Genomic DNA, 26,156 nt, shown 5'->3' on the forward strand with positions numbered 1-26,156 from the left:
CAAGGCATACTCGACGGGTGAGCACCATTCCCGAGATCCGCACCCTGCCCGTTCCCGACGGCCTCGAAGGCGAGCGCGTCGACGCCGCCATTTCCCGAATGTTCGGGTTCTCCCGCACCAAGGCCGCCGAGCTGGCCGCCGGTGGGAAGGTCTCGGTCGACGGCAGCGTCGTCGGGAAGTCCGACCGCGTCCACGGCGGAGCCTGGATGGAGGTCGAGATGCCGGCGCCCCCGCGCCCCGTCGAGATCGTCGCCGAGCCCGTCGAGGGCATGGAGATCGTCCACGACGACGACGACATCGTCGTGATCATGAAGCCGGTGGGGGTCGCGGCCCACCCCAGCCCCGGCTGGACCGGCACCACCGTGATCGGCGGCCTCGCCGCGGCCGGCTACCGGATCTCCACCTCCGGCGCGGCCGAGCGCCAGGGCATCGTGCACCGCCTGGACGTGGGCACCTCCGGCCTGATGGTCGTGGCCAAGTCCGAGCGCGCCTACACCCACCTCAAGCAGCAGTTCCGCGAGCGGATCGTGGACAAGCGCTACCACACCCTCGTGCAGGGCCACCCGGACCCGATGAGCGGCACCATCGACGCGCCCATCGGCCGGCACCCCAGCGCCGACTACAAGTGGGCCGTGGTGCAGGACGGCAAGGACTCCGTCACCCACTACGACCTGATCGAGGCGTTCCGCGCGGCCTCCCTGCTCGACGTGAAGCTGGAGACCGGCCGCACGCACCAGATCCGCGTGCACATGTCGGCCCACCGGCACCCGTGCGTCGGCGACCTCACCTACGGGGCCGACCCGACCCTCGCCAAGCGCCTGAAGCTGACCCGCCAGTGGCTGCACGCCGTCCGGCTGGGCTTCGAGCACCCGGCCGACGGGGAGTGGGTGGAGTTCTCCAGCGAGTACCCCGAGGACCTGCGGCGCGCCCTGGACGTGATCCGCTCCGAGAGCGAATGACCGGCGCGGCGGGCCCCGGGGTCGGGGTCGTGCGGGACGCGGCCGACCTCGCGGCCTGCATGGAGGTCCGCGAGGCGGTGTTCGTGATCGAGCAGGGCGTCCCGGCGGAGCTGGAGTACGACGAGCTGGACGCCGTGGCCACCCACTTCCTGGCCCGCGCCGCCGACGGCAGCCCGCTGGGCACCGCCCGGCTGCTGCACGGCCGGGCCGCCGAGCCCCGTACGGGCGCCGGTCCGACGGTGGGTTCGCTGGGCCGGCTGGCCGTGACCGGCGCGGCCCGCGGCACCGGGGTCGGGGCCCATCTGGTGCGGGCGGTGGAGGCCGAGGCGGCCCGGATCGGGCTGGAGGCCGTGGACCTGCACGCGCAGACCCACGCGCTGGGCTTCTACGAGCGGCTCGGCTACCGGGCGCACGGCCCCGAGTTCCCGGACGCGGGGATCCCGCACCGGGCGATGCGCCGCGCCCTGGTGTAAGAACCCCCACACCGACGCACCCCGCCTCAAAAGGGGCACGGGGGTGCACAGGTGGCAAGGTAGGGCGAGTGGATCAGCTCGCACTCCTCTTCCTGTTGTTGCTCGGCGCCGTCGTGACGGTCCCCCTGGGGGACCGGCTCGGGCTGCCGGCCCCCGTGCTGATGACCCTGGCCGGGGTGGTGCTGGCGCTGGTGCCGGCGGTCCCCAACGTGGACATCCCGCCGGAGTTCATCCTGCCGCTGGTGCTGCCGCCACTGCTGTACGCCTCCGTGCAACGCACCTCCTGGCGACAGTTCGCCGCGAACATCCGGCCCATCCTGCTGCTGGCCGTGGCCCTGGTGCTGATCACGACGGCGGCGGTGGGCGCGGTCGCGCACGCCGTGGTGCCCGGGCTGCCGCTGGCCGCCGCGATCGCGCTGGGCGCCCTGGTGGCCCCGCCGGACCCGGTGGCGGCGACGGCGGTGGCCGGTTCGCTGGGGCTGCCGCGCCGGCTGGTGTCGATCCTGGAGGGCGAGGGGCTCTTCAACGACGTGACCGCGATCGTGGTCTACCACGTGGCGGTGGCGGCGGCCATCGGCGGCAGCTTCACGTGGACGGGCGCGCTGGGCGAGTTCGCGCTCTCCGCCGTGGTGGCCCTGGCCGTGGGCCTGGCGCTGGGCTGGGCCACGCACAAGCTGATGGGGCTGGTGCAGGAGGCCACGCTGCGGATCGGCCTGACCCTGCTGGTGCCCTTCGTGAGCTACGTGCTGGCCGAGGAGTTCTCCGGCTCCGGGGTGTTGGCGGTGCTGGTGACGGCCCTGTTCCTGGCGGAGCACGCGGGGGACGCGGACGACGTGCTGGGGCGGTTGGCCGGGCACACCTTCTGGGAGGTCGTGGACACCCTGGTCACGGGCGTGGCCTTCGGCCTGATCGGCCTGGAGCTGCACCACGTGTTCGGCACCGCGCGGGACCGGGTGGGCGAGATGGTGGGCTGGGCGGCGATCGTGGTGGGCGTCGTGGTCGGGGTGCGGTTGCTGTGGCTGCTGCCGGCGGCGTGGTTGGCGAAGAAGCTGCACCGGCGGCGCGACCACGAGGAGGAGATCCCGATGAGCTGGCGGGAGTCGGTGGTCATGTGGTGGTCGGGGATGCGCGGGGTGGCCTCGGTGGCCCTGGCCCTGGCCCTGCCGCTGACCACGGACGACGGCTCGGCGTTCCCCGCGCGGGACGAGATCGTGTTCATCGCCTTCGCCGTGATCATGACCACGCTGGTGGTGCAGGGCCTGAGCCTGCCGTGGCTGGTGCGCCGGCTGGGGGTGCGGGCGGACGCGGACGAGGAGCGGCGGCTGGAGCGGGAGCTGGCGATGCGGGCGGCGAAGGCGGCCAAGCGGCGGCTCAAGGAGATCGAGGAGGTCGAGGAGCTGCCGGAGGAGCTGCTGGAGATGTTGCAGCGGCGGGCCTGGGACGTGGGTGCGCGGGTCAGTCCGGAGCTGGTCGACGAGGAGCGGCGCGAGGCGTACGCGCGGCGGGTGGAGCGGATCCGCTCGGTGCAGCGGATCCAGAAGGAGATGATGTCGGCGGCCCGGCACGAGGTGCTGTCGGCGCGCAGCGAACCGGGCGCGGACCCGGAGATCGTGGACCGGGTGCTGCGCCGGCTGGACGTGCGCAGCCTGCCGTGACCGGCGGCCGGGGCAGGGGCCGGCAAGATGTTCTGATGAACATCGTGCTCTTCCACTCCACCTACGGGCTGCGGCCCGCCGTGCACACCGCCGCCGACCGGCTGCGGGCCGCCGGGCACACCGTGCACGTGCCGGACCTGTTCGAGGGCCGGGTCTTCACGGACCTTCAGGAGGGCATGGCCCACCGGGACGAGATCGGGCGGGACGAGCTGCTGCGGCGGGCGATCACGGCCGCGGCCCGGTGGTCGGACGAGGGCCTGGTCTACGCCGGGCTGTCCTTCGGCGGTTCCGTCGCCCAGCACCTGGCCCTGGCCGACGCGAAGGCGCGCGGGCTGCTGCTGTTGCACGGCACGGCGGACATCGCCGAGGACGCGGTGGTGGACGAGCTGCCGGTGCAGCTGCACATCGCCGACCCGGACCCGTTCGAGAACCACGACTGGCTGAACACCTGGTACCTGGGGATGCGCAAGGCGGGGGCGGACGTGGAGGTCCACCGGTACGCGGGCGCGGGCCACCTGTACACGGACGCGGACCTGCCGGACTTCGACGCGGAGGCCGCGGAGGCCACGTGGCGGATCGCCTTGGACTTTCTCGCCGACATCGCCTGAGGCCGGGCGGGCCGGGCGGGCCGGGCGGGGCTCAGCGGCGGCAGCGGCCCGAGGGGTTCGCGGCGGGCGGGGCGCACTGGTAGCCGTAGTCGGCGCGGGAGTCCGAGAGCCAGCGGCCGAGGCAGGAGTTCGCGTCGGTCCGGCCGCGTTCGGCGCAGAACCGCAGGGCGGCCCGGCCGTCGGCGAAGGGGCCGGGGGCGTACAGCACCCAGTAGCCGGGGTTGAGGGAGGCGTGCGCGGAGCTGTCGAGGACCTGGGCCTCGGGGACGCTCGCGCGGATCCGGGCGAGGGCGGCGTCGCGGTTGGCGGCGCCGGCCGATTTGGGTTCGGAGGCGAGTTGGGCCATCCAGAAGCCCCCGCCGGGGGCCGGGTCGCCCACCGAGTCCCCGCCGGAGTCCGCGCCCGAGTCCTCGTCGAGGGGGCCGCTCGGGGTGGGGGTGGGCCTCGGGGTGCTCGCGGCGGGCTCGGGGGCCGGCGTCCCCGGGGCGGGGGTGGTGGGCGGGGTCGTGGCGGGGGCGCCGCCGCCGACCGGGGCCGGGCTGGTGACCGTGCCGGTGCCGGGGCCCTTAGCGCCCGGGTCACCGTCCCCGCCCTCGCGCAGGATCGTGTACGTGGCGAGGGCCGCGAGGCACAGGGCGAGGACCACGGTGACGGCCGCGAGCGGGCTCACGCGCGGGCGCGTTCGGCTTTCGGCGCGGTCGCTGGCGGTGTCGGCGCCCGGGTTCGCGACGGGCGGGCCGTAGGGGCTGATGGTGGCCAGGCCCTCGACCCCATGAGAGATCGGGGCCGCCGGGGTCGGGGTGCGCGGGGTCGTGGGGGTCGGCGCGGGCGGCGGGGGAGTGGGCGGCCCGGGGACGGGGTTCGGGGTGCGCGGCGCGGGTTCGGCCGGCAGTCGGGGCGCGGGCCCGAGCCGGCCGGCGGCGCCCGCGCCCGCGTCGAGAGCGGTGGGCGGCGGTGGGGTGGGGCTCGGGGTGTCGCCCTCGCTCAGGTGCGGGGCGAGGGGGGCCAGCAGCGCGTCGAGGGCGGCGGCGTCCGGCCGGGCGTCGGGGTCGCGGACCAGCAGGGCGTCCAGGACGGGGGCCAGGGCGCCGGCGCGGGTCGCGGGCGGCAGGGGTTCGTCGAGGACGGCGGCCAGGGTGGCCAGGGTCGTGGCCCGGCGCAGCGGGCTGGTGCCCTCGACGCACACGTACAGCAGGATCCCCAGGGACCACAGGTCGGAGGCCGGCAGGTCGGCGCCGCGGATGCGTTCGGGGGCGAGGTACTCGGGGGTGCCGATCAGCTCGCCGGTGGCCGTCAGGGAGGTCGCGTCGCGCAGGGCCGCGATCCCGAAGTCGGTGAGGACGGCGGTGCCGTCGGCGCGGAAGAGCACGTTGGCGGGTTTCACGTCGCGGTGCCGGATGCCGACGGCGTGGGCGGCGCTCAGGCCGGCGAGGACCTGACGGCCGATCCGGGCGGCCTCGGCGGGCCGCACGGGCCCTTGGTCGAGGCGTTGGTGCAGGGAGCCGCCGGGCAGCAGCTCCATCACGAGCCAGGGGTGCGGGCCGGTGTCCACGATGTGGTGGATCGTCACGACGTTCGGGTGGTTGACCCGGGCCTGCGCGCGGGCCTCGCGCAGCACGCGCGGGCGGAGCCGTTCGAGGGCGGCCCCGGCGTCGGCGGCGTGGCCGGGGGGACGGACCTCCTTGAGGGCCACGTCCCGGTGCAGGGCACGGTCCAGCGCCCGCCAGACCGTGCCCATGCCCCCGCTGCCGAGCCGCTCCAGCAGCTCGAACCGTCCGTCGATCACGTCCCCCGGCGCGCCCATGGGCCCAGGGTAGGGCTCGGGCGGTCGCCGGGGGAGCGGTTCGGCGCGGATGCCCCGGGAGCGGGGCGGGCGGGGATCAGGCGCGGTAGGCGGTCCACATGCTCTTCATGCGGCTGACCTGGCCGGCGGTGAACTGGTACATGCAGGAGTCGTAGGTGTAGTCCATGAAGTTGTGCACGGGGTCGACGCCGGCGGCGGTGCAGGTGTCACGGCCGGTGGGGCACTCGTAGGCGGCGCTGGCCTCGGCCGGGGTGTCGGCCACGGAGTCGCCGCTGCCCGAGCAGCCGCCCTGGAAGGTGTGGTAGAGCCCGAGCCAGTGGCCGACCTCGTGGGTGCCGGTGTCGCCCTGGTTGTAGTTGGTGGCCGAGCCGCCCGGCAGCGAGGTGTTGAGGACGACGACGCCGTCCATCTTGGGCTGGGAGGCGTAGGAGCTGGGGAAGGTGGCCCAGCCGAGGAGGCCGCCGGAGAGGTTGGCGGTGTAGAGGTTCAGCGCGTTCTTGCCGCCCTTGCGCAGGGTGTTCTTCATGTTCTTCTCGGCGGCGCTGCCGTCCTTGAGGTTGTACCAGGTCGCGTTGTCGGTGTAGTCGGTGCCGGCGAGGCTGAACTGGAAGCCGGAGTTGACGTTGCCGGTGCCCTGGCCCGCGTACGCGGCGTTGAGGACGGAGATCTGCTTGCTGATGTCGGTCGCCGTCAGCTTGCCGGTGGTCCCGGAGTGGATGACGTGGACGTAGACGGGGATGGTCACGACGGCCTCGGCCGCGCGCAGGCTGCGGGCCTGGCCCTGGGCGGCCTTCTGCTTGGCCTTCAGATCGGCGTCCATGGCCTTGACCTGGGCCTCGGTCAGCTCGTTCGGGTCCGAGGCGTGCTGCTCGGTGCCCCGGGCGACGCGGGCGTTTGCCGCGCCGGAGGCGGGGGCAGTCTCGGCACATCGCTCGGCCGGGGTGCTCGGCGACGCCGCGAGCGTGGTGGGGGCGCTCATCGGGGCCAGCACGAGGGCGCCGGCGAGGGCGGCGGACCCCATGAGGGAACGGCGGAGGCGGGGGGATATGCGGGCGGAAGCGCGCACGGTGACTCCTCGGACAGCGTGGTGGGGGCGGAGGGTGATTCCTCACGCTGGCCGGAAGCTTACGTGTGCATGACATCGTGGGGTCAAGGCGTACAAGTAAAAGATTTGTTGCCTCTACGCGCGCAGGGGCGCTCGAAACGCGCTCGAACGCCCCCGGGTGCAGCAGATTTGACTGTGGATCAGCATGACCGGAACTCACTCACCCATATGGAGGAGCGAACTCCGGCCCGCCGACCCCCGAGCCGGTCAGCGCACCGGCGCCCAGACCCGCTCCACCTTCCGCGAACCGTCCGTCGTCCGGTACGAGCGCTCCCACGTCGACCCGCTGTCCGCCTTCCGCTTGTCCGCGACCACGTGGTAGTCCATCTGCGCCCGCTCGGCCGTCACGTCCAGCACCCCGTACCCGTGCGCGTCCATGTCCAGCCACTTCACGTGCCGGTTGGCCGCCTTGATCGCGGTCTCGGCGGCCAGGGAGACCGTGTCCGCCGGCACGTGCAGGATGTCGTCGATGTTGTCGGAGGTCACCGAGGTCACCACGAACTCCACGCCGGCCGAACGCGACAGCGGGTACGTCGCCGCCGTCACCGGCACCTCCGTCGCCCAGGCCATGTGGATGTCGCCGGTCAGGAACACCGGGTTGCGGATCCCGCCGTCGACCAGGTGCGCCAGCAGTTCGCGCCGGTCGTCGGTGTAGCCGTCCCACTGGTCGGTGCCGATCGTGATCCCGCCCGCCGGCAGCCCCAACAGCTTCGTGAGCGGCGCCAACAGGTGCGCGGGCAGGGCCCCGAAGGCCACCGGCGAGATCATCACCGAGGTCCCCACCAACTGCCAGCGCGCCCCCGAGGCCGACAACCCCGCCTTCAACCAGTCCAACTGGGCCCGACCCGTGATGGTCCGCTCCGGGTCGTCCACCGCGCCCGAGCCCGTCGTGACCTGCTGGGAACGGAAGGAGCGCAGGTCCAGCAGGTGCAGGTCGGCCAGGTCGCCGAAGCGCAGCCGGCGGTGCACCGTGCCCTCGGTCGCGGGCCGCACCGGCATCCACTCGAAGTAGGCGCGCTTGGCCGCCGCCGCCCGCTCCGCCCAGTCCCCCTCGACCCCCGGGGTGTGGTTCTCGGCCCCGCCCGACCAGGCGTCGTTCGCGAACTCGTGGTCGTCCCAGATCGCTATCACCGGGTGCGCCGCGTGCAGCGCCGCCAGGTCGGGGTCCGTCTTGTACGTGCCGTGCCGCAGCCGGTAGTCGGCCAGGGTGGTGATCTCGTGCGCGGGCAGGTGGGCGCGCACCCCGTACTTCTTCTCCGGGTACACCCCGGCCGCGTACTCGTAGATGTAGTCGCCCAGGTGCAGCACCGCGTCCAGGTCGGGGCGGGCCGCCAGGTGCCGGTAGGCGGAGAACCAGCCCGCCTCCCAGTTCGCGCAGCTCACCACCCCGAACCGCAGGTTGTCGGGGGAGGTTCCGGCGGCCGGCGCGGTCAGGGTCCGCCCGGTCGCGGAGAACACCGGCTCGGCGCCCTCGCCCGCCGACGCGCTGAAGCGGTACCAGTACGGGGTGCGCGGCCGCAGCCCCCGCACGTCCGCCTTCACCGTGTGGTCGGAGCCGGCGCCCGCCGTCACCGACCCCCGGCCCACCACCCGCGTGAACCCCTTGTCCTCCGCGATCTCCCAGCCCACCACGACCTCCGCGCCCCGGCCCGAACCGGGGGTCGCGTCGGGGGAGGGGGTCACGCGGGTCCACAGCAGGACCCCGTCCGGCAGCGGATCGCCGGAGGCGACCCCGTGGAGGAAGGCGGGGCGGGAGGGCGCGTCGGCGCGGGCGACGGCCGGGGCGGCGAGGGGCAGGAGGGCGGCGCCTGTGGCGGCGGCCAACATGACGGAACGGCGGCGCGGGGCGGCGGCGTTCGCGGGGATTCGACTGGTCACGGACCCCGATATTACCGACGGGTACGGTGACGGGAACACCCCCGGAACGGCGAAGGGCGGACGAACTCCCGGAGTCCGTCCGCCCTCTGTGCCACCGTCAGCGCCCGCGCGGACGCGGCCCGGTCAACCCTTCAGCGCCGTGTCCAGCGCCTTGTTGAACTCGTCCAGCGACTGCGGGGTCTCGATCTTCTTGCCGTCCATCTTCAACGTCGGCGTGCCCTCGATGCCCGCCTTGTCGAAGGACTTCGACATCTCCAGCGCCCACCGGTCGAAGGTGCCCTTCTTCACGGCGTCCGCGAACTTCGCGTTCCCCTTCAGCGCCGGCACCTGATCGGCGATCTTCAACAGCGCGTCGTCCTTCGCGAAGGTGTCCGTGCGCTCGTCGGGGTGGTTGTCCTTGCTGTACAGGGCCTCCTTGTACGCGATGAAGGCATCCGGGCTCACGTTCAGCGCCGCGCCCAGCGCGCTCAGCGCGTTCTTGGAGCCCTCGCCGCCGAGCGCCTTGTCCAGGAACGTCGCGCCCACGTACCGGATCTTGTACCGGCCGTCGGCCACGTCCTTCTCGACCTGCTTGCCCACCGCCTGCTCGAACTGCGCGCACGCCGGGCAACGCGAGTCCTCGTACAGCTCCAGGGTCTTCTTCGCCTCGGCCTTGCCGATCACGACCGTGGTGCCGTTCTCGCCCGAGGAGTTCGCCGGCTTCACCAGCTCGGCGCTCTCCGCCGCCTCCCAGGCCGAGGGCTTCGTGGCCTGCACGACGGCGTAGCCCACGCCGCCCGCCAGGACCAGCGCGCCCAGGACGATGCCGCCCACGACGAGCTGCCGGCGGACCTTCGCCTTCTTCGCCTGCGCCTCGCGCTCGATCCGCAGCCGCTCGCGGGCGGCGGCCTTGTTCGACTGGCTGTTGCGGGAACTCATGATGATTCTTCTCCGTGGGGTGATGACGAGGAGTGGACCCGTCCCGCGGCACGGCCCCCGGCGAGCGGAGGGCTCAGCCGAGGCCGACGACGGTGACGGGGCGGAACGCGGAAGCGGCCCCCCGGGGCGGCCCGCGCCGCCCCACGCAGTGCGCGATCAACCGGGTCCGTCCCGCGCGCACCCCGACCGTCGGACGCGGCCCGCGCCCGACCGATCCGACCGGCACCCGGGCCCCCGCCGCCACGACCAGCGCCAGCGGCCGGAACGCGAACGCGGACACCGCGCCCGCCAGCCGCCCCAGCGCCCGCTCCCCGTGCCGCAGCCACCACGCGGCCAGCAGCCCCACCGAGACGTGCGCGCCGAGCAGCAGCCACGGCACCAGCGGATCCGGGGCCCAGAACGCGACCCCCGACCGGCCGCCGACCTCCGCCAGCGGCCCGCCCAGCGGCGCGCCCCCGCACAGCTCCTCCAGCCCCAGCGCCCGCAGCGGCCCGGAGACCGGACCGCCGGCGGGGCCGTAACAGAAGTGCCGACCGGCGGTGAACACGGTGTCCAGGGCCAGCTCCAGCGGCACCAGCGTGCCCGCGATCCCGGCGAAGGACCGCTCGCGCGCCCCGGCCAGCACGTACGCGAGCGCGAACACGGCGAGGAAGGCCCCGCCCACCGCGAGCGGCGGCAGCGGGGTCCGGGACATCAGGACATGGGAACCGGCCGAGAGCAGCACGACGACGGCGCTGAACAGCGCGGCCCGCGGCCCTCGGAGTCCTATCGAAGTGTCCATCGCCGCGAGTGTGCCATGCGTACCTGTGCACGGGGGTCGGAGGGTCCGGATTCCCGGGCCCTCCGACCCGTCACGGCATGAGGCGGTCGTTGCGGAACAGGTCCACGAACAGCAGGTGGTCGGCGCGGGCCCGCGCCCCGTACGCGTGCGCGAACTCCACCAGCAGCTCCGCGAAGCCCTCCTCGTCGGCCGCGATGGCCGCGTCGATGGCCCGGTCGGTGGAGAAGGGGACCAGGGTGTGCCCGCTCTCGTCGGCGTCGGCCGCCGCGTGCATGGTGGCCGTGGCCCGCCCGAGGTCGGCGACGACGGCCGCGATGGCCGCCGGCTCGTCCAGGTCCGACCAGTCCAGGTCCACCGCGTACGGGGAGACCTCCGCGACCAGCTGCCCGGCCCCGTCCAGCTCGGTCCAGCCCAGCCACGGGTCGGCGTGCGCCTGAAGGGCCCGCTGCGAGATCACCGTGCGGTGCCCCTCGTGCCGGAAGTACCCGCGCACCGAGGGGTCCGTCACGTGCCGGGACACGGCCGGGGTCTGCCCCTGCTTGAGGTAGATCACCACGTCGTTCTCCAGGGCGTCGCTGTGCCCCTCCAGCAGGATGTTGTACGAGGGCAGCCCCGCCGAGCCGATCCCGACCCCGCGCCGGCCCACCACGTCCTTGACCCGGTAGGAGTCCGGGCGCAGCAGGGAGGAGTCGGGCAGGGTCTCCAGGTAGCCGTCGAAGGCGTCGAGGACCTTGTAGCGGGTGGCGGCGTCCAGCTCGATCGTGCCCGCGTCGGCGGTGAAGCGGCGCTCGTGGTCGCGGATCTCCGTCATCGAGTCCAGCAGCCCGAAGCGGGTGCGGGCGCGGGCGGCGCGGAGCGCGCCCAGCAGCGGGCCCTCGGCGGTGTCCAGGGTGTAGGAGGGCACCTCGTCGTTGCGGGCGCCGGCGGCCAGCAGGTGGATCCGCTCGCGGTAGGCGGCGGCGTAGCCGCGCACGAGGTCGCCGATCATCTCGTCGGAGAGGGCCTTGGCGTGCCCGAGGAGGGCGACGGAGGCCGCGAACCGCTTGAGGTCCCAGGTGAAGGGGCCGACGTACGCCTCGTCGAAGTCGTTCACGTTGAAGATCAACCGGCCGTTGCCGGCCATGTACGTGCCGAAGTTCTCCGCGTGCAGGTCGCCGTGGATCCAGACCCGGCTGGTGCGCTCGTCGAGGTACGGGCCGCCCCGGGCCTCCTCGGGCCGGTCGGCGAGGTCGGCGTAGTACAGGCAGGCGGTGCCCCGGTAGAAGGCGAACGCGGACGCGGCCATCTTGCGGAACTTGACCTGGAAGGCCGCCGGGTCCGCGGCGTGGAGGGAGCCGAAGGCGGTGTGGAAGACCTCGCGTATCCGCTCGGCGCGCGCTGCGTTGCCGGTCTGCGGGACGGCCATCGGGATGCCTCCTGGGGTGCGACGGGTGGTGCCGTGGTGGTGCGGGACGGTGCGGGCCCGGCCTGTGCGCGGAGCGTGCCGGGCCGGTCGCGCGCCGGGGTCGGCGGCGCGCGGAACGGGGAGCGAATTCGGTCACGCCCGCCGTCCGATCCGAACCGTACGCCCGCTCCTCGCGCGCGCCCCGGCCGGGTCGGTCGACCCCTGTCCCGCCTGGGCGGTGGAGGCCGTTCCGCTGGGGAGGACGTGATCGGGAGGCCGCCGGTTTCGTTCCGGGGGGACGGGATCGAGCCGGCCGCGGGCTCCTCGTACGGGCCCGGCGAGGGGGTCCGGCGACGTAGACTTCGAGGCTGCCCCCTCCGCCCGCCGTGCCGTATCCCCGGGAGTCCAGCGCCGTGTCGAAGACGCCGTTCACGCACCTGCACGTCCACACCCAGTACTCGCTGCTGGACGGTGCCGCCCGGCTGAAGGACATGTTCGCGGCCTGCGGTGAGATGGGCATGACGCACATCGCGATGTCCGACCACGGCAACCTGCACGGGGCCTACGACTTCTTCCACACCGCGAAGAAGGCCGGGATCACGCCGATCATCGGCATCGAGGCGTACGTGGCGCCCGAGTCCCGCCGCAACAAGCGCCGCGTGACCTGGGGCCAGCCGCACCAGAAGCGCGACGACGTGTCCGGTTCCGGCGGTTACACCCACAAGACGATCTGGGCCTCCAACGACACCGGCCTGCACAACCTCTTCCGGCTGTCCTCCGACGCCTACGCCGAGGGCTGGCTCACGAAGTGGCCCCGGATGGACAAGGAGACCATCGCCCAGTGGTCCGAGGGCCTGATCGCGTCCACCGGCTGCCCCTCGGGCGAGGTGCAGACCCGACTGCGGCTCGGCCAGTTCGACGAGGCCCTGAAGGCCGCGTCCGACTACAAGGACATCTTCGGCGAGGGCCGGTACTTCCTGGAGCTGATGGACCACGGCATCGAGATCGAGCGCCGGGTCCGCGACGGGCTGCTGGAGATCGGCAAGAAGCTCGACATCCCGCCGCTGGTCACCAACGACTCCCACTACACGTACGCGCACGAGGCCGGCGCGCACGACGCCCTGCTGTGCATCCAGACCGGCAAGAACCTCTCCGACCCGGACCGCTTCCGCTTCGACGGCACCGGCTACTACCTGAAGTCCACGGAGGAGATGTACGCCATCGACTCCTCGGACGCCTGGCAGCAGGGCTGCGCCAACACGCGACTGGTCGCCGAGCAGGTCGACACCGAGGGCATGTTCCAGTTCCGGAACCTGATGCCGAAGTTCGACATCCCGGACGGCTACACCGAGGTCACCTGGTTCCGCGAGGAGACCATGCGCGGCATGCACCGCCGCTACCCCGGGGGCATCCCCGAGGACCGCATGAAGCAGGCCGAGTACGAGATGGACACGATCATCTCGATGGGCTTCCCCGGCTACTTCCTCGTCGTCGCCGACTTCATCATGTGGGCGAAGAACCAGGGCATCGCGGTGGGTCCCGGCCGCGGCTCGGCGGCCGGCTCGATCGTCGCCTACGCCATGGGCATCACCGACCTCGACCCCCTCACCCACGGCCTGATCTTCGAGCGCTTCCTCAACCCCGAGCGCGTCTCCATGCCCGACGTCGACATCGACTTCGACGAACGTCGGCGCGTGGAGGTGATCCGGTACGTCACCGAGAAGTACGGCGCCGACAAGGTCGCCATGATCGGCACCTACGGCACCATCAAGGCCAAGAACGCGATCAAGGACTCGGCCCGCGTGCTGGGCTACCCGTACGCGATGGGCGACCGCCTCACCAAGGCCATGCCCGCCGACGTCCTCGGCAAGGGCATCCCGCTCTCCGGCATCCTCGACCCGCAGCACCCGCGCTACGGCGAGGCCGGCGAGATCCGCGGCATGTACGAGAACGAACCGGACGTGAAGAAGGTCATCGACACCGCGCGCGGCGTCGAGGGCCTGGTCCGCCAGATGGGCGTGCACGCCGCCGGCGTCATCATGTCCAGCGAGGCCATCACCGACCACGTGCCGGTCTGGGTGCGCCACACCGACCAGGTCACCATCACCCAGTGGGACTACCCGAGCTGCGAATCGCTCGGCCTGCTGAAGATGGACTTCCTCGGCCTGCGCAACCTCACGATCATGGACGACGCCGTCAAGATGGTGAAGGCCAACAAGGGGATCGACATCGACCTCCTGGGCCTCCCGCTCGACGACCCCAAGACCTTCGAACTCCTCGGCCGCGGCGACACCCTCGGCGTGTTCCAGTTCGACGGCGGGCCCATGCGCTCCCTGCTGCGCCTGATGAAGCCCGACAACTTCGAGGACATCTCCGCCGTCTCGGCCCTGTACCGGCCGGGCCCGATGGGCATGAACTCGCACACGAACTACGCCCTGCGCAAGAACAAGCAGCAGGAGATCACCCCGATCCACCCGGACCTGGAGAAGCCCCTCGAAGAGGTGCTCGCGGTCACCTACGGCCTGATCGTGTACCAGGAGCAGGTGCAGAAGGCCGCGCAGATCATCGCCGGCTACTCGCTCGGCGAGGCCGACATCCTGCGCCGCGTGATGGGCAAGAAGAAGCCCGAGGAACTCGCGAAGAACTTCACGATCTTCCAGGAGGGCGCCCGCAAGAACGGGTACACCGACCAGGCCATCCAGGCCCTGTGGGACGTGCTGGTCCCCTTCGCCGGCTACGCGTTCAACAAGGCGCACTCCGCCGCGTACGGCCTGGTCTCCTACTGGACCGCCTACCTCAAGGCGAACCATCCCGCCGAGTACATGGCGGGCCTGCTCACCTCGGTCAAGGACGACAAGGACAAGTCCGCGATCTACCTCAACGAGTGCCGGCGCATGGGCATCAAGGTGCTCCCGCCGAACGTGAACGAGTCCGAGTCGAACTTCGCCGCGCAGGGCGACGACGTGATCCTCTTCGGCCTCACCGCCGTCCGCAACGTCGGCCAGAACGTCGTGGACTCGATCATCAAGAGCCGAAAGGCGAAGGGGAAGTACAGCTCCTTCCCCGACTTCCTCGACAAGGTCGAGGCCGTGGTCTGCAACAAGCGCACGGTGGAGTCCCTGATCAAGGCCGGCGCGTTCGACGAGATGGGCCACACCCGCAAGGGCCTGGTCGCCCACCACGAGCCGATGATCGACAACGTGGTCGCGGTCAAGCGCAAGGAGGCCGAGGGCCAGTTCGACCTGTTCGGCGGGATGGGCGAGGAGGGCGGCTCGGACGAGCCCGGCTTCGGCCTCGACGTGGAGTTCTCCGACGTGGAGTGGGAGAAGTCCTACCTGCTCGCGCAGGAGCGCGAGATGCTCGGCCTGTACGTCTCCGACCACCCGCTGTTCGGCCTGGAGCACGTGCTGTCCGACAAGAGCGACGCGGGCATCGCCCAGCTCACCGGCGGCGAGCACGGCGACGGCGCGGTCGTCACCATCGGCGGCATCATCTCCGGCCTCCAGCGCAAGATGACCAAGCAGGGCAACGCCTGGGCCATCGCCACCGTCGAGGACCTCGCCGGCTCCATCGAGTGCATGTTCTTCCCCGCCACCTATCAGCTGGTCTCCACCCAGCTCGTCGAGGACACCGTGGTCTTCGTCAAGGGCCGGCTCGACAAGCGCGAGGACGTGCCCCGGCTGGTCGCGATGGAGCTCATGGTCCCCGACCTGTCCTCCGCCGGCACCAACGCGCCGGTGGTCCTCACCATCCCCACCGTGAAGGTCACCCCGCCGATGGTCACCCGCCTCGGCGAGATCCTCACCCACCACCGGGGCAACACCGAGGTCCGGATCAAGCTCCAGGGCCCGCGCACCACCACCGTGCTCCGCCTGGACCGGCACCGGGTGCAACCCGACCCGGCCCTCTTCGGCGACCTGAAGGTCCTCCTCGGCCCCTCCTGCCTGGCCGGCTGACCGACTGCCACCACGCCCACCTCGCGTTGGCGGTGTTCGGCGGCCACAACCGGGCCAAGCGGACAGGGCCCCCGACGACCGTGTGTCGTCGGGGGCCCTGTCGCGTACTCGGCGTTCGGGGTACGGGAACGGGGCCGGTCAGGGGAGGGGCGGCCCCGGTCGCGCGCGGCCCGTCAGTTGTGGCCGAACCTCACCTGCTTGCTCTTGCGGGCCATGGTCGCCGGACTCGGGGCCGTCGACTCGCCCGACTGCTCGGCGGAACCCTTCGACGTCTCGGAACCCGCCGTCTTCGCCTTCGCGGGCTGCTGCCGGTTCTTGTTCTTGGCCATGCGTAGCCTCCGTCTGGGGTGGGGGAGCCGAATCCCCGGCGAACCCGCGGACACACCTCGCCCGCGGCTCCGAGGGCCCGGCTCGGGGCCGCCTTCACCCTCACACACCCCCGCGAAACCCGCATTCCGGGACGAAACGCCCAGCGCGTGCGGGCCGGTCGGGCACCCGACGTCCACCCCGCGGATCCGCCACGCCGATGATCGAGTTCCGGCCGTCAACACCGGCGTGTTCGGGCAGACTCGGGGGCGACCCGAAACGCTGATCCGACTGCGCGCCGAAAGAAGGTGGAACGCGTGGACCGCTGCGTCGTCCTGGTGGACGCCGGCTATCTGCTGGGTGCCGCCGCCAGCCTTCTCGCCGGCGAGCCCTCCCGCTCCCGCATCACCGTCGACCACACCGCCCTCATCCGCCAACTGCGCGAACGGGCCGAGGCCGACACCGAACAACCCCTGCTGCGGATCTACTGGTTCGACGGCGCCCCCGACCGGGTCCCCCAACCCGAACACCGCAGGCTCCGCGTCATGCCCCGCGTCACCGTCCGCCTCGGCGCCCTGACCCGCAGCGACGGCCGCTGGGCCCAAAAGGGCGTCGACGCCGCCATGCACGCCGAGCTCACCGAACTCGCCCGCAACCGCGCCTGCTCCGACATCGTCCTCGTCACCGGAGACGGCGACCTGCTGCCCGGCCTGATGTCCGCCAAGGAACACGGCGTCGCCGTCCACCTCTGGGCCGTGCAGGCCGCCGACGGCGACTACAACCAGTCCGAGGACCTCGTCGCCGAGGCCGACGAACGCCGAGTCCTGGACCGCGCCTGGATCACCCGCGCCATCCGCCCCCGCGAACTCACCGGCATCTGCGCCCCCACCCCCGCCACCCGCCCCGAGATCACCGCGATCCTCTCCGCCCCGCTGCCCGAGGCCGCCCTCGCCGAGGCCCGCAGCCAGGCCGCCGCCGCCGAACGCGAGGGCGCGACCGGCACCGCCGAGGGCGCCGAACCGGCCGTCCCGCAGCCCGCCGGCCCCGGCAAGCCCACCGTCCCCACCCCCAAGGACCTCGCCGCCCTGCGCGGCCCCGGCCACCCCCCGCACCCCGCCGGCCCGCCCGCGCCCGCCGGCAGCGCCCTGCGCTGGTCCTCCGACAAGGGCTGGGTCGACCGCCCCGGCGGCAGCGGCCTGGGCGAGCCCCCCGAGACCGCCTCCCTGCCCACCCTCGCCCAGCTCACCAGCGCCGAACAGCGCTGGGCCGACCGCGAGGAGGACATCACCACCGTCGGCGGCGACCCCTTCGAGGTCGGCCAGGTCTTCGCCCGCCGCTGGATGGAACGCCTCCCCGAGAACGTCCACCTGCAACGCCTCTCCACCCTCTACCCCCGCATCCCGCACCGCATCGACGGCGAGCTGCTGCGCTACGCCGCCCGCTTCGGCCTGCTCGCCCACAAGGACGACCAGATCGACGAACACGACCGGTACGCCATCCGGGCCGGGTTCTGGCGCGAGATCGACGTGCGCGCCGCCGCCGGCCGCTCCGCCGAACCCCACCCCTCCGCCGCCCCCACCGGCCCCCTCGGCCCCGGCGCGGGCGTCGGCGCCGGACCCGAGCACCCGACCGGGCCCGCCGACCCCGGGGCGACCCCGGTCGCGTAGGCTGCCTCCTCGTGAACAGCAGGGGCAGAGCGCACGACACGGGGAACGCGACGGGCACGGGCACCACCGCGACGCCCGACCCGGACGCCGCCGAGCCCACCCCGGGCGCCCCCGTGATCTGGTCCGTCCGCGAGCTCGTCAAGACCTACCCGGCCGTCCGCGCCCGGCGCGGCGCCCCCGCCCTGCCCGAGACCCGCGCCACCGACCGGGTCGACCTCGACGTGCGACGCGGCGAGATCTTCGGCCTGCTCGGCCCCAACGGCGCCGGCAAGTCCACCCTCGTGCGCCAGCTCACCGGCCTCATGCGGCCCGACGCCGGCACCGTCACCCTCCTCGGCCACGACCTGGTCCGCCACCCCGAGCGCGCCGCCCGCCTGCTGGCCTACCTCGGCCAGGAGTCCACCGCCCTCGACGAACTCAGCGTGGCCCTGGCCGCCGAGACCACCGCCCTGCTGCGCGGCCTCGACCGGCCCGCCGCCCGCGCCGCCCGCGACGCCGTCCTCGACGAACTCGACCTCGGCCCGATCGCCGACCGGCCCCTGAAGAAGCTCTCCGGCGGCCAGCGCCGACTGGCCTGCTTCGCCGCCGCCCTCGTCGGCGACCGACCCGTCCTCGTGCTCGACGAGCCCACCACCGGCATGGACCCGGTGGCCCGGCGCGCCGTCTGGAGCGCCGTGGACCGCCGCCGCGCCGAACACGGGGTCACCGTCGTCCTCGTCACCCACAACGTCATCGAGGCCGAGACCGTCCTGGACCGGGTCGCCGTCGTCGACCACGGCCGGATCATCGCCTGCGACACCCCCGCCGGCCTCAAGGCCCGCGTCTCCGACGAGGTCCGCCTCGAACTCGTCTGGCGCTCCGACGCCCCCCTCCACCTCCCCGAGGTGGCCCGGCTGCGCGAACACGCCGTCGAATCCGGCCGCCGCTGGGTGCTCCGCCTCGCCCCCGACGAGGCCCGCACCGCCGTGGCCGGGGTCACCGGAGGGCCGGCCTTCGCCGCCCTCGACGATTTCACACTGGCCACCCCCAGCCTGGAGGACGTCTACCTCGCCCTGGGCGGCCGAACGAAGGGCCTGGTGAAGAGTTGACCCTCGCCGACACCTCGCGGCGCGCGACGCCCGACGGCGACCACGCGCGGACCCCCGCCCCCACCCCCGCCGACCCGGAGTCGGCGGCCGGGGCACGGGACACCGCCGACACCGCCGACGCCCGCGTCACCCTCCCGGCCCCCGACCCCGCGGACCCGGCCCCCCTCGCCCCCCGCGCCCGACTCCTGCCGGCCCTCGGCGCCGTCTACCGCGCCCAGCTCTCCCGGGCCCGCGTGGCCCGGATCCCGCTGCTGTTCGTGGCCACCTTCCAGAGCGTCGGCATCATGATCCTGATGCGCGGGGTCGTGGACGGCGGCGGCTCCTCCGAGGCCCGCGCCGTCGTCGCCGGCTCCGCCGTCCTCGTCGTCGCCTTCGTGGCCCTCAACCTGCTCGCCCAGTACTTCGGGCAGCTCCGCGCGAGCGGCGGCCTCGACCACTACGCGACCCTGCCCGTCCCGCCGGCCGCCGTGGTCCTCGGTGCCGCCGCCGCGTACGCCTCCTTCACCTTCCCCGGCACCCTGGTCACGGCCGTGTTCGGCTGCGTGCTCTTCGGGCTGCCCATGGGCGGCCTGTGGATCCTGCTCGCCGTGGTCCCGCTCGCCGGCGCGGCCCTCGCCGGACTCGGCGCGGCCCTCGGCCTGCTCGCCCCCCGCCAGGAACTCGCCACCCTCGCCGGCCAGCTCGGCATGTCCGCCGCCCTCCTCCTGGGCGTGCTGCCCCCCGAACGGATGCCCACCCTCATCGGCTGGGCCCGCGACCTGCTGCCCTCCACCTACGGCGTCGAGGCATTCGCCCACACCTTCGCCGCCGACCCCGACTGGGGCGCCGTCCTCCTCGACCTCGGGATCTGCGCCGGCGTGGCCGTGCTCTCCCTGACCCTCGCCACGCACGCGTACCGCCGGGCGGCGGTCCGCTGACGCCGGTCGGCCGGTCACCTGGCACGATGTGGGGGTGAACGACGCCGTGACCCCACCCCCCTCGCCGCAGTCCCCCGGGCACCAGCCGGAGGCGCGCTCCCCGTTCGCCGCGCCCGACCCGTGGGACGGCGCGGGCCCCACCGCCAAGACCCCCCGCCGGGGCCTGCCCGTCACGGCCGGCGAGGTCCGCGACGCCGCCGCCGTCACCCTGATCGTCGGCGTGTGCGGGCTGCTGCTGGGCCTGCTGTGGGCCTGGCTCGCACCGCGCGTGCAGTACGTCTCGAACGGCGAGGCCGTGTTCCTCGCCGAGACCGAGGGCGAGGCCCGGATCGGCGCCGACGGCACCTTCCTGCTGCTGTCGATCGGCTTCGGCGTGCTCAGCGGCGCGGCCGTGTGGCTGTGGCGCCGGGCGAGCGGCCCGGCCCTGGTCGTGGGCCTCGCGCTGGGCTCCGGCTTCGCCGCGCTGGCCGGCTGGCGCCTGGGCCTGTGGCTCGGCCCGGGCCGGGACCTCGCGGCGGAGGCGATCAAGGCCGGCAAGGGCGTCCCCTTCGACGCCCCGCTCCAGCTCCTCGCGCACGCCGTGCTGCTCGGCTGGCCGATGGCCGCGCTCGTCACCCACCTGCTGCTGACCGCCGTGCTGACCCCCCGCGAACCGGCCCCCGAGCCCTACTGGCCGGGCAGCAGCCTGGTCGCGGACGCGGAGGCCCCCCAGGACGCCGCGCCCCCGGCCGACCACACCCCGGCGTACGGCTCCGGCCCCTACCCGGCCCCGGCGCCCGCGCCGAACCCGTACGGGACGCCGCCGCCCCCCGAGGACGGCCGCCCCCGCCCCTGACGGACCGCCCGGGGCCCACCGGCACGCCCCGCAGGCCGCGATCGCGTTCAACACCGCCCCGGGGGACAGCGTGGAGTCGGTCCTGCGCCGGTTGCGGGCCTGACCTCCCCGCCCCGTTCCCGCCCGCTCCCCCCTCTCCTCCTCGTCCTCCCGCTCGCTCGCGAAAACCGTTTTCCCGGACCCGGACGGCCCGTTAGGCTGTCCGGGTCCGTCGTATTTCCGTCCCGGCCCGTGGCCCGGACGGCCGTGTGTGTTCCCCCAGAGGTGATGACGTATAACCCGGACCCGGTAGCCGCTCTTCCAGGGCTCTGCCCGCGGACCCCTCTCCTCGCCCGTCGTCGACGGCCCGGGGTGCTGTGACGCGTCCGCAGTGAAGACGGTGTTCCCGACGGTCCGGGCCCCCCGACCTCGTGTCGCACGTCGTGCGCCGAGGTGCGTGCGGGCCCCGCCGGTCCGCCTTCCCACCTCGCACGAACGGGCTCTCTTCCGTGTCCCACGACACCAGTCGCTCATCCACCTCGTCCACCTCGGCCGCCTCACCCACCTCGGCCACCTCGGCCGCCCCGTCCGATCCCGCGACCGGCCGCCCGGGCCGCCGGCTGCTCCTCGCCGTCGTCCTCACCGGCGAACTGATGGCCGTCCTCGACGCCTCCGTCGTCGACACCGCCCTCCCCGCCATCCAGGCCGACACCGGCGCCTCCGCCGCCGGCCTGCAATGGGTGCACGCCGCGTACGGGTTGACGTTCGCCCTCGGTCTGATCGCCGGCGGCCGGCTCGGCGACCTCCACGGCCGCCGCCGCGTGTTCCTCCTGGGCACGGCCCTGTTCACCCTCACCTCCGTGCTGTGCGGCCTCGCCCCCGACCCCGGCACGCTCATCGCCGCCCGGGCCGCGCAGGGCGCGGCGGCGGCGCTGATGATCCCGCAGGTCCTCGCCACCCTGCACGTCTCCTTCGACGGCGCCGCCCGGGCCCGGGCCTTCGCCCTCTACGGGACGGTCCTCTCGGTCGGCAGCGTCGCCGGCCCCGCCCTGGGCGGGGTCCTCACCCAGGTGGACCTGTGGGGGCTCGGCTGGCGGCCGATCTTCCTGATCAACCTGCCGATCGGCGCCGCCGCCCTGCTGCTGGGCCGCCGGTACCTGACCGAGTCCCGCGAGCGCACCCCCGCGCGGGTCGACGTGCGGGGCCTGGCCCTCGCCATGGTGGGCCTGCTGCTGATCGCGTGGCCGCTCAGCGCGGGCGGCGGACACGGGTGGGCCTGGTGGGCGTACGCCTCGATGGCGACGGGCGCCGTCGTCCTCGCCGGCCTGGCCCGCCGGGAACGGGCGGCGGTCCGCGCGGGCGGCCCGACGCTGGTGACCTGGTCCCTGTTCGCCGGGCGCGCGTTCGCGGGCGGCCTGGGCGCGCAACTCGTGCTGGGCCTGCTGTCCGGACTGCTGATCATGGCCTGGACCTTCTTCATGCAGAAGGGCCTGGGCATGAGCCCGTCGCGGGCCGCGCTCGGGTTCGTGTTCCTGTCCCTGGCCGAGGTCTGCGGGGCCTGGCTCGCGATGCCCCGCGTGGCCCGGCACGGCCGCCGGATCCCGCAGGCGGGCGCGCTGTGCGCGGCGGCCGGCGTGGCCTCGTTCGGGTGGCTCGTCGAGGCGCAGGGCACGGGCGTGACGATGACGGCGATGGCCCTGCCGGTGGGCCTGCTGGGCCTGGGCCTCGGCCTGATCGGGGCGCCGCTCACCGACCTCACCCTGAGCGGCACGGACGAGGAGCACGCCGGCTCGGCCGCCGGACTCTTCAACACCGCCATCCACCTGGGGATCACCCTGGGCATCGTGCTCACCGGCGTGGTCTTCTTCGCCGAGGACCACGAGGCGACGGCCCGGGGCGCCGAGGTGGCCGAGGCGTTCGCCGGCACCCTCCCGTACGTGGTCGGCGGCCTGCTCCTCATGTGGGCCCTGATGCTGGCCCTGCCCCGCCCGCCCGGCGCGCGCCGGAACCGAGGCGGGGGAGCGGGCGGGGCGGAGCGGGCGTCGTGACCCGGACGTCGTGACGCGGGCGGCGTGACCCGGGCGTCGTGACGCGGGCCGGGCGGCTCAGCCGGTCGGCGCGTGCGGGACGAGGCTCGCGCCGCCCACGCCCGTGAGGGTGACCAGCCGTCGGGCCGCCGTGTCCAGGTCCGGGGCGTAGGGCAGGAGGGCGAGGCGGAAGGGGCCCACGTGGGGTCCGTCGAGGAACCCGAGCGCGAGGGCCTCGGCGGACACCCACCGGATCCGCAGCAGGTACTCGGTCGGGTCCTCCTCGGAGCGGGCCAGCTCCCAGTCCACGCACTCCGGCGACTCCGCCAGGTGCCGGCCGGCCGCCCGACAGGCCGCCGCGAACGCCGCCTCGGCCCCCGGCACCACCAGACAGCGAATGTGTTCGACGATCGTCCCCATGATCCGGATCTCTCCCCCGCGGCTCGGAGCGCGCCGTGGCTCGGCGCCACCCGGGACGGGACTTTCCCGTCCCGACCCGACCGCAAGCATCCGGCCGGCCGAAAGACGGCGGGCGCGTGTTCGCCGCGGGCGAAGCCGGGGGGAGGGGTGGCTCAGCGGGCGATCGGGGCCAGGGTGGCGCCGGTGAGGGTCACGAGGTCGGCGGCGGCCAGCTCGATCTCCAGCCCGCGCCGCCCCGCCGAGACACAGATCGTGGGGTGGTCGGCGGCCGTCGCGTCCACGACCGTGCGCAGCCGCTTGCGCTGCCCCAACGGGGAGATCCCGCCCAGCACGTAGCCGGTGGCCCGCTCGGCGGCGGCCGGGTCGGCCATCGCGCCCCGCTTCCCGCCCACGGCCGAGGCGAGACCCTTCAGGTCGAGGGACCCGGACACCGGCACGACGGCCACGGTCAGTTCGCCGTCCACGTCGGCCACGAGCGTCTTGAACACCCGCTCGGGCAACACCCCCAGCGCCTCGGCGGCCTCGGTGCCGTAGGAGGGGTGGGCGGGGTCGTGGACGTATGAGTGCAAGGTGTGCGCGACCCCGGCGGCCGATGCCACCTTCACCGCCGGCGTCCCACCCGCCGCCGGCCCGCCCTTGCTCTTCTTCGCCATCCCCACGTCCCACCTCTCGCTCGTGTCCTGTGCCAGGTGAGGAGCCTACGCCGGGGCCGGGAACGGAGCGTACGCGCCGGCCGGAAGCCCCCTGTCTCGGGTGAGCGGCCCCCGATAGCATCGTGATCACCCCCCACAAGATCCTTTCTCGATCACGGGAGCACCATGTCCGACGACGACTTCTTCCTCGAACTCGACCTGCTGTACGGCCTGGACACGGACGAGGAGAAGCCCGCGGGCACCGGGGCCACCGCCGAGCCGATCCGCCTCGCCCCGCAGAAGCCGGGCGACAAGCCCGCCCTCACCTTCGACCCGGAGGAGGGCGTCCTGCGCTCCGCCGAGGACCGCGAGCGGATCGTCCGTCTGCTCCCCGAGATCGCGGCCTGGATGGCCGAGATCGCCAAGAAGACGGCGGCCGAGGCCAAGGCGAAGGCAGAGGCGGAGGCGGAGGCGGCGGCCAAGGCGGCGGCCGAGGCGTCCGCGGCCCCGAAGCCGTACAACTACAAGTACGACGTGACCGACGCGGAGACCCAGCTCCACCACGGCAAGGAGGAGACGGGCAACGAGGCGGGCCGGGTCGAGGGCTCGTACTACGTGCTGCTCCCCGACAACCGGCTGATGACCGTCTCGTATTACGTGGACGGCGAGTCCGGCTTCGTCCCGCAGATCTCCTTCCAGGAGAACGCCAACCCCTTCTAGGGGCGCCCCTTCCGGAGGTGCCGTCGTGGCCCGCTCCGCCAAGAGGCCCCGGGCGGGCCCGGCGGCCGGAACGCCCCCGTCCCCGCCCCGGGGCCGAGGCGGGGACGGGGGCCGGGGACCGTCGGCGTGCGGGCGACGGGCGGGTCCGGCCGGGCCCGGTCGGGGTCAGGCGTTCTCCTTCAGCTGGTGCCGGTACCAGGTGTTGAACTCCTTCTGCGTGCAGCTCACCCGATGGGTGGGCAGCAGGAGGCTGAGCCCGCGCGGGTCGTCGCGGTAGGACTCCAACCAGCCGCGCGTGACGGCCTCGCGCAGGCGCTTGCGGGTGAGGTGGGTGAGGTGGGCCATGACGGCGACCGCCTTTCGTGGGGCGGGCGCGACCCGCGCCGGCCCGCCCCGCAGGGGTTCGGCGTCACACGCGCAGCCCGCTCGGAACGCCGGAGGACGCCGAGAGGGCATGGGGGCACGAGAGCACGAGATCCCGGGACGCGCCGACGGAGCCGCACCCGGGATCGAGGAATGACGAGATGACACGGGTGACGTACTCCGAGGACGACGACGCCCGCCCCGTCGCGAAGGCGCGCCCGAGGGCGCGGGGACGCACGGGCACGCGAAGGGAACGCGGCCGCGCGCGAGGACGCGAGACGGCAAGGCGGGCTGTCACCGGGCCTGGGAGATAATCTCACCGCAATCGTCAGGAATGGTCGGAGACGCCGACAAACGCGGCGCGATCCCACCGTATCCGGACCACGGCAACCACCGCCAAGGCTTTTCCCCCGGCCCCGCCCCCAAACCCGCCCCCGCCCCCAAACCCGCCCGCGCCCGCGCCCCCGGGCCCGCCCGCGCCCGCGTCCGCGTCGCCGCCCTGCGCCCGTGTCCGCGCCCCGCGCCCGTGTCCGCGCCCGCGTCGCCGCCCTGCCGCGTCCGCGTCCGCGTCCGCACCCGCGTCCGCGTCCACGCCTGTGCCCGTGTCCGCGCCTGCGCGCGCGTCCCCGCCCCCCGCCCGTGTCCGCGTCCCCGCGCCCGTGTCCGCGTCCTCGCCCCGCGCCCGTGTCCGCGCCTGCGCCCGCGTCCCCGCCCCCGCCCGCGTCCCCGCGCCCGCTCCCGCGTCCCCCGCCCGCGTCCCCGGCCCGCCCCGTGACGTGGCCCCTTCGCCTCCGATCACCGGCCGTGGGATTCCGTTTCCCGGACGCTTCTCGCGCGCTCTCGACGAGGAGGGGCACCCGTGCCGCCGGATCCGTGATCATGCCCGTGCGCAACGCGGAGGCGACCCTCGGCGCCTCGATCCGGTCGGTGCTCGCGCAGACCCACGAGGACGTGGAACCGCTGATCACCGACGACGGGCCAGCGGACCGTTCGACCGACATGCTGCGGGAGTTCGCCCGCGCCGACGACCGGGTCCCGCCGAAGGCCGCACCTGGCCGGGGCGGCGCGGCCCGGGCGCGGAACCTGGCCATGGAGCGGGCGGCGGGGTACGTGGCCTTCCTCGACAGCGACGACCTGTGGCTCCCGGGGAAGCCGGAACGACAGCTCGCCTTCGCCGCGACGGCCGGCACGCCCCTCACGGTCACCTCCTCCTACAAGGTCGCCGCGGACTTCGTGCCCACGGACCGGATCGTGTGGGCCCCCGAACACGTCGACTACCGGGCGATGCCGGTGCAGGACCACATCGGGGCCCTGACCGCCATGTACGACCGGCGGTCCTCGGCACGCGACTGATGCCGGACACGGCCAAGCGACAGGACTGCGCGCTGTGGCTGTCGATCATGCGCGACGGCACCCCGGCCCGTGCCCTGCGGGAACCGTTGGCGCTGTACCGGGCCCAGCGGGCGGGCTCGCTGTCCTCGAACAAGCTGTCGCCGATCCCCTACAACCGGAACCTCTACCGCCGGCACGAACACCTCTCGGCCCTCCGCTCGACCCGCGCCCTGGCCGGGGCCGCCTGGCACTCGCCGCGCAAGTCGCGGATCCAGCGTCCCCCCGGGCGGGCGCCGTGCCGGCGAGAGCCGGGCGCCCGTGCCCGGGGCGTGCCGTGGCCCCGCACGGC

The 26,156-nt window shown here is 73.9% G+C and carries 20 protein-coding genes and 2 pseudogenes; 12 read left to right on the plus strand and 10 right to left on the minus strand.

What is annotated here, in order from left to right:
* Positions 1 to 17: 17 nt before the first annotated feature.
* From ACN20G_RS20185 to ACN20G_RS20200, 4 genes are all read left to right on the plus strand, one after another.
* Complete coding sequence (locus ACN20G_RS20185; RefSeq protein WP_424214199.1) at positions 18 to 959, plus strand: RluA family pseudouridine synthase; 942 nt, start codon at positions 18 to 20, stop codon at positions 957 to 959.
* Positions 956 to 1,432 (plus strand): GNAT family N-acetyltransferase, encoded by a 477-nt coding sequence (locus ACN20G_RS20190; RefSeq protein WP_424214200.1) that lies wholly within the window; start codon positions 956 to 958, stop codon positions 1,430 to 1,432. The genes ACN20G_RS20185 and ACN20G_RS20190 overlap by 4 nt, the downstream gene beginning before the upstream one ends.
* Positions 1,433 to 1,500: 68 nt before the next feature.
* On the plus strand, positions 1,501 to 3,087 hold the full coding sequence (locus ACN20G_RS20195; RefSeq protein WP_424214201.1) for a Na+/H+ antiporter: 1,587 nt from the start codon (positions 1,501 to 1,503) through the stop codon (positions 3,085 to 3,087).
* 35 nt (positions 3,088 to 3,122) lie between these two features.
* Positions 3,123 to 3,695, plus strand: coding sequence for a dienelactone hydrolase family protein (locus tag ACN20G_RS20200; RefSeq protein ID WP_424214202.1), 573 nt, complete (start codon positions 3,123 to 3,125; stop codon positions 3,693 to 3,695).
* Between the two features lie 31 nt (positions 3,696 to 3,726).
* Here the strand turns inward: ACN20G_RS20200 and ACN20G_RS20205 are convergent, their stop codons facing one another.
* The 6 genes and pseudogenes from ACN20G_RS20205 to ACN20G_RS20230 form a co-directional block, all read right to left on the minus strand.
* Positions 3,727 to 5,499, minus strand: a complete 1,773-nt coding sequence (locus tag ACN20G_RS20205; protein ID WP_424214203.1) for a serine/threonine-protein kinase — start codon at positions 5,497 to 5,499, stop codon at positions 3,727 to 3,729.
* A 76-nt stretch (positions 5,500 to 5,575) separates the two neighbouring features.
* Positions 5,576 to 6,565: a zinc metalloprotease gene (locus tag ACN20G_RS20210; protein ID WP_424214204.1), complete on the minus strand. Its 990-nt coding sequence runs from the start codon at positions 6,563 to 6,565 to the stop codon at positions 5,576 to 5,578.
* 246 nt (positions 6,566 to 6,811) lie between these two features.
* Positions 6,812 to 8,482, minus strand: a complete 1,671-nt coding sequence (locus ACN20G_RS20215; RefSeq protein WP_424214205.1) for an alkaline phosphatase D family protein — start codon at positions 8,480 to 8,482, stop codon at positions 6,812 to 6,814.
* Positions 8,483 to 8,605: 123 nt separating this feature from the next.
* Positions 8,606 to 9,400, minus strand: a complete 795-nt coding sequence (locus ACN20G_RS20220; RefSeq protein WP_424214206.1) for a DsbA family protein — start codon at positions 9,398 to 9,400, stop codon at positions 8,606 to 8,608.
* Between the two features lie 73 nt (positions 9,401 to 9,473).
* Complete coding sequence (locus tag ACN20G_RS20225; RefSeq protein WP_424214207.1) at positions 9,474 to 10,181, minus strand: hypothetical protein; 708 nt, start codon at positions 10,179 to 10,181, stop codon at positions 9,474 to 9,476.
* 70 nt (positions 10,182 to 10,251) lie between these two features.
* Positions 10,252 to 11,700, minus strand: a pseudogene (locus ACN20G_RS20230) (DUF2252 domain-containing protein); the annotation flags it as partial.
* A 278-nt stretch (positions 11,701 to 11,978) separates the two neighbouring features.
* Between ACN20G_RS20230 and dnaE the strand changes: the two are divergent.
* Positions 11,979 to 15,521, plus strand: a complete 3,543-nt coding sequence (gene dnaE / locus ACN20G_RS20235; protein WP_424214208.1) for a DNA polymerase III subunit alpha — start codon at positions 11,979 to 11,981, stop codon at positions 15,519 to 15,521.
* Positions 15,522 to 15,694: 173 nt separating this feature from the next.
* Here dnaE and ACN20G_RS20240 read toward each other — a convergent pair whose 3' ends face one another.
* A complete protein-coding gene (locus ACN20G_RS20240) occupies positions 15,695 to 15,850 on the minus strand; it encodes a hypothetical protein (protein WP_424214209.1) in 156 nt (51 codons plus the stop codon).
* A 285-nt stretch (positions 15,851 to 16,135) separates the two neighbouring features.
* Between ACN20G_RS20240 and ACN20G_RS20245 the strand changes: the two genes are divergently transcribed.
* The 5 genes from ACN20G_RS20245 (at position 16,136) to ACN20G_RS20265 (ending at position 22,361) form a co-directional block, all read left to right on the plus strand.
* Positions 16,136 to 17,494, plus strand: a complete 1,359-nt coding sequence (locus tag ACN20G_RS20245; protein WP_424214210.1) for an NYN domain-containing protein — start codon at positions 16,136 to 16,138, stop codon at positions 17,492 to 17,494.
* A gap of 113 nt (positions 17,495 to 17,607) precedes the next feature.
* The gene (locus ACN20G_RS20250) at positions 17,608 to 18,582 is read left to right on the plus strand and encodes an ABC transporter ATP-binding protein (protein ID WP_424215603.1); all 975 of its coding nucleotides are present in this window, start codon (positions 17,608 to 17,610) and stop codon (positions 18,580 to 18,582) included.
* Complete coding sequence (locus tag ACN20G_RS20255) at positions 18,579 to 19,499, plus strand: ABC transporter permease (RefSeq protein ID WP_424214211.1); 921 nt, start codon at positions 18,579 to 18,581, stop codon at positions 19,497 to 19,499. Before ACN20G_RS20250 ends, ACN20G_RS20255 begins: the two co-directional genes overlap by 4 nt.
* A 34-nt stretch (positions 19,500 to 19,533) precedes the next feature.
* Positions 19,534 to 20,334, plus strand: coding sequence for a hypothetical protein (locus ACN20G_RS20260; protein ID WP_424214212.1), 801 nt, complete (start codon positions 19,534 to 19,536; stop codon positions 20,332 to 20,334).
* Positions 20,335 to 20,822: 488 nt separating this feature from the next.
* On the plus strand, positions 20,823 to 22,361 hold the full coding sequence (locus tag ACN20G_RS20265; RefSeq protein ID WP_424214213.1) for an MFS transporter: 1,539 nt from the start codon (positions 20,823 to 20,825) through the stop codon (positions 22,359 to 22,361).
* Between the two features lie 57 nt (positions 22,362 to 22,418).
* Here ACN20G_RS20265 and ACN20G_RS20270 read toward each other — a convergent pair whose 3' ends face one another.
* Positions 22,419 to 22,760 (minus strand): putative quinol monooxygenase, encoded by a 342-nt coding sequence (locus ACN20G_RS20270; protein ID WP_424214214.1) that lies wholly within the window; start codon positions 22,758 to 22,760, stop codon positions 22,419 to 22,421.
* A gap of 152 nt (positions 22,761 to 22,912) precedes the next feature.
* Positions 22,913 to 23,413 carry a Cys-tRNA(Pro) deacylase gene (ybaK, locus tag ACN20G_RS20275; protein WP_424214215.1) on the minus strand — a complete coding sequence of 167 codons (501 nt, stop codon included), beginning with the start codon at positions 23,411 to 23,413 and terminating at the stop codon, positions 22,913 to 22,915.
* 165 nt (positions 23,414 to 23,578) lie between these two features.
* On the opposite strand from ybaK, the gene ACN20G_RS20280 reads away from it, so the two are divergent.
* Entirely contained in the window at positions 23,579 to 24,112 is a 534-nt protein-coding gene (locus ACN20G_RS20280; RefSeq protein WP_424214216.1) for a chitin-binding domain-containing protein, read from the plus strand.
* Positions 24,113 to 24,277: 165 nt separating this feature from the next.
* Here ACN20G_RS20280 and ACN20G_RS20285 read toward each other — a convergent pair whose 3' ends face one another.
* Entirely contained in the window at positions 24,278 to 24,457 is a 180-nt protein-coding gene (locus tag ACN20G_RS20285; RefSeq protein ID WP_424214217.1) for a hypothetical protein, read from the minus strand.
* Between the two features lie 897 nt (positions 24,458 to 25,354).
* Here ACN20G_RS20285 and ACN20G_RS20290 point away from each other — a divergent pair.
* Positions 25,355 to 26,079 (plus strand): annotated as a pseudogene (locus ACN20G_RS20290) (glycosyltransferase family 2 protein); the annotation flags it as partial.
* Between the last annotated feature and the right edge of the window lie 77 nt (positions 26,080 to 26,156).

The organism is Streptomyces dryopteridis, from assembly GCF_049606955.1.
In the GTDB taxonomy this organism is placed as follows: domain Bacteria; phylum Actinomycetota; class Actinomycetes; order Streptomycetales; family Streptomycetaceae; genus Streptomyces.

Coding starts and splice junctions, on each gene's coding strand:
- ACN20G_RS20190 (WP_424214200.1), top strand. CDS start 956: ATGACCGGCGCGGCGGGCCCCGGGGTCGGGGTCGTGCGGGACGCGGCC.
- ACN20G_RS20200 (WP_424214202.1), top strand. CDS start 3,123: ATGAACATCGTGCTCTTCCACTCCACCTACGGGCTGCGGCCCGCCGTG.
- ACN20G_RS20205 (WP_424214203.1), bottom strand. CDS start 5,499: ATGGGCGCGCCGGGGGACGTGATCGACGGACGGTTCGAGCTGCTGGAG.
- ACN20G_RS20220 (WP_424214206.1), bottom strand. CDS start 9,400: ATGAGTTCCCGCAACAGCCAGTCGAACAAGGCCGCCGCCCGCGAGCGG.
- ACN20G_RS20225 (WP_424214207.1), bottom strand. CDS start 10,181: ATGGACACTTCGATAGGACTCCGAGGGCCGCGGGCCGCGCTGTTCAGC.
- ACN20G_RS20240 (WP_424214209.1), bottom strand. CDS start 15,850: ATGGCCAAGAACAAGAACCGGCAGCAGCCCGCGAAGGCGAAGACGGCG.
- ACN20G_RS20270 (WP_424214214.1), bottom strand. CDS start 22,760: ATGGGGACGATCGTCGAACACATTCGCTGTCTGGTGGTGCCGGGGGCC.
- ybaK (WP_424214215.1), bottom strand. CDS start 23,413: ATGGCGAAGAAGAGCAAGGGCGGGCCGGCGGCGGGTGGGACGCCGGCG.
- ACN20G_RS20280 (WP_424214216.1), top strand. CDS start 23,579: ATGTCCGACGACGACTTCTTCCTCGAACTCGACCTGCTGTACGGCCTG.
- ACN20G_RS20285 (WP_424214217.1), bottom strand. CDS start 24,457: ATGGCCCACCTCACCCACCTCACCCGCAAGCGCCTGCGCGAGGCCGTC.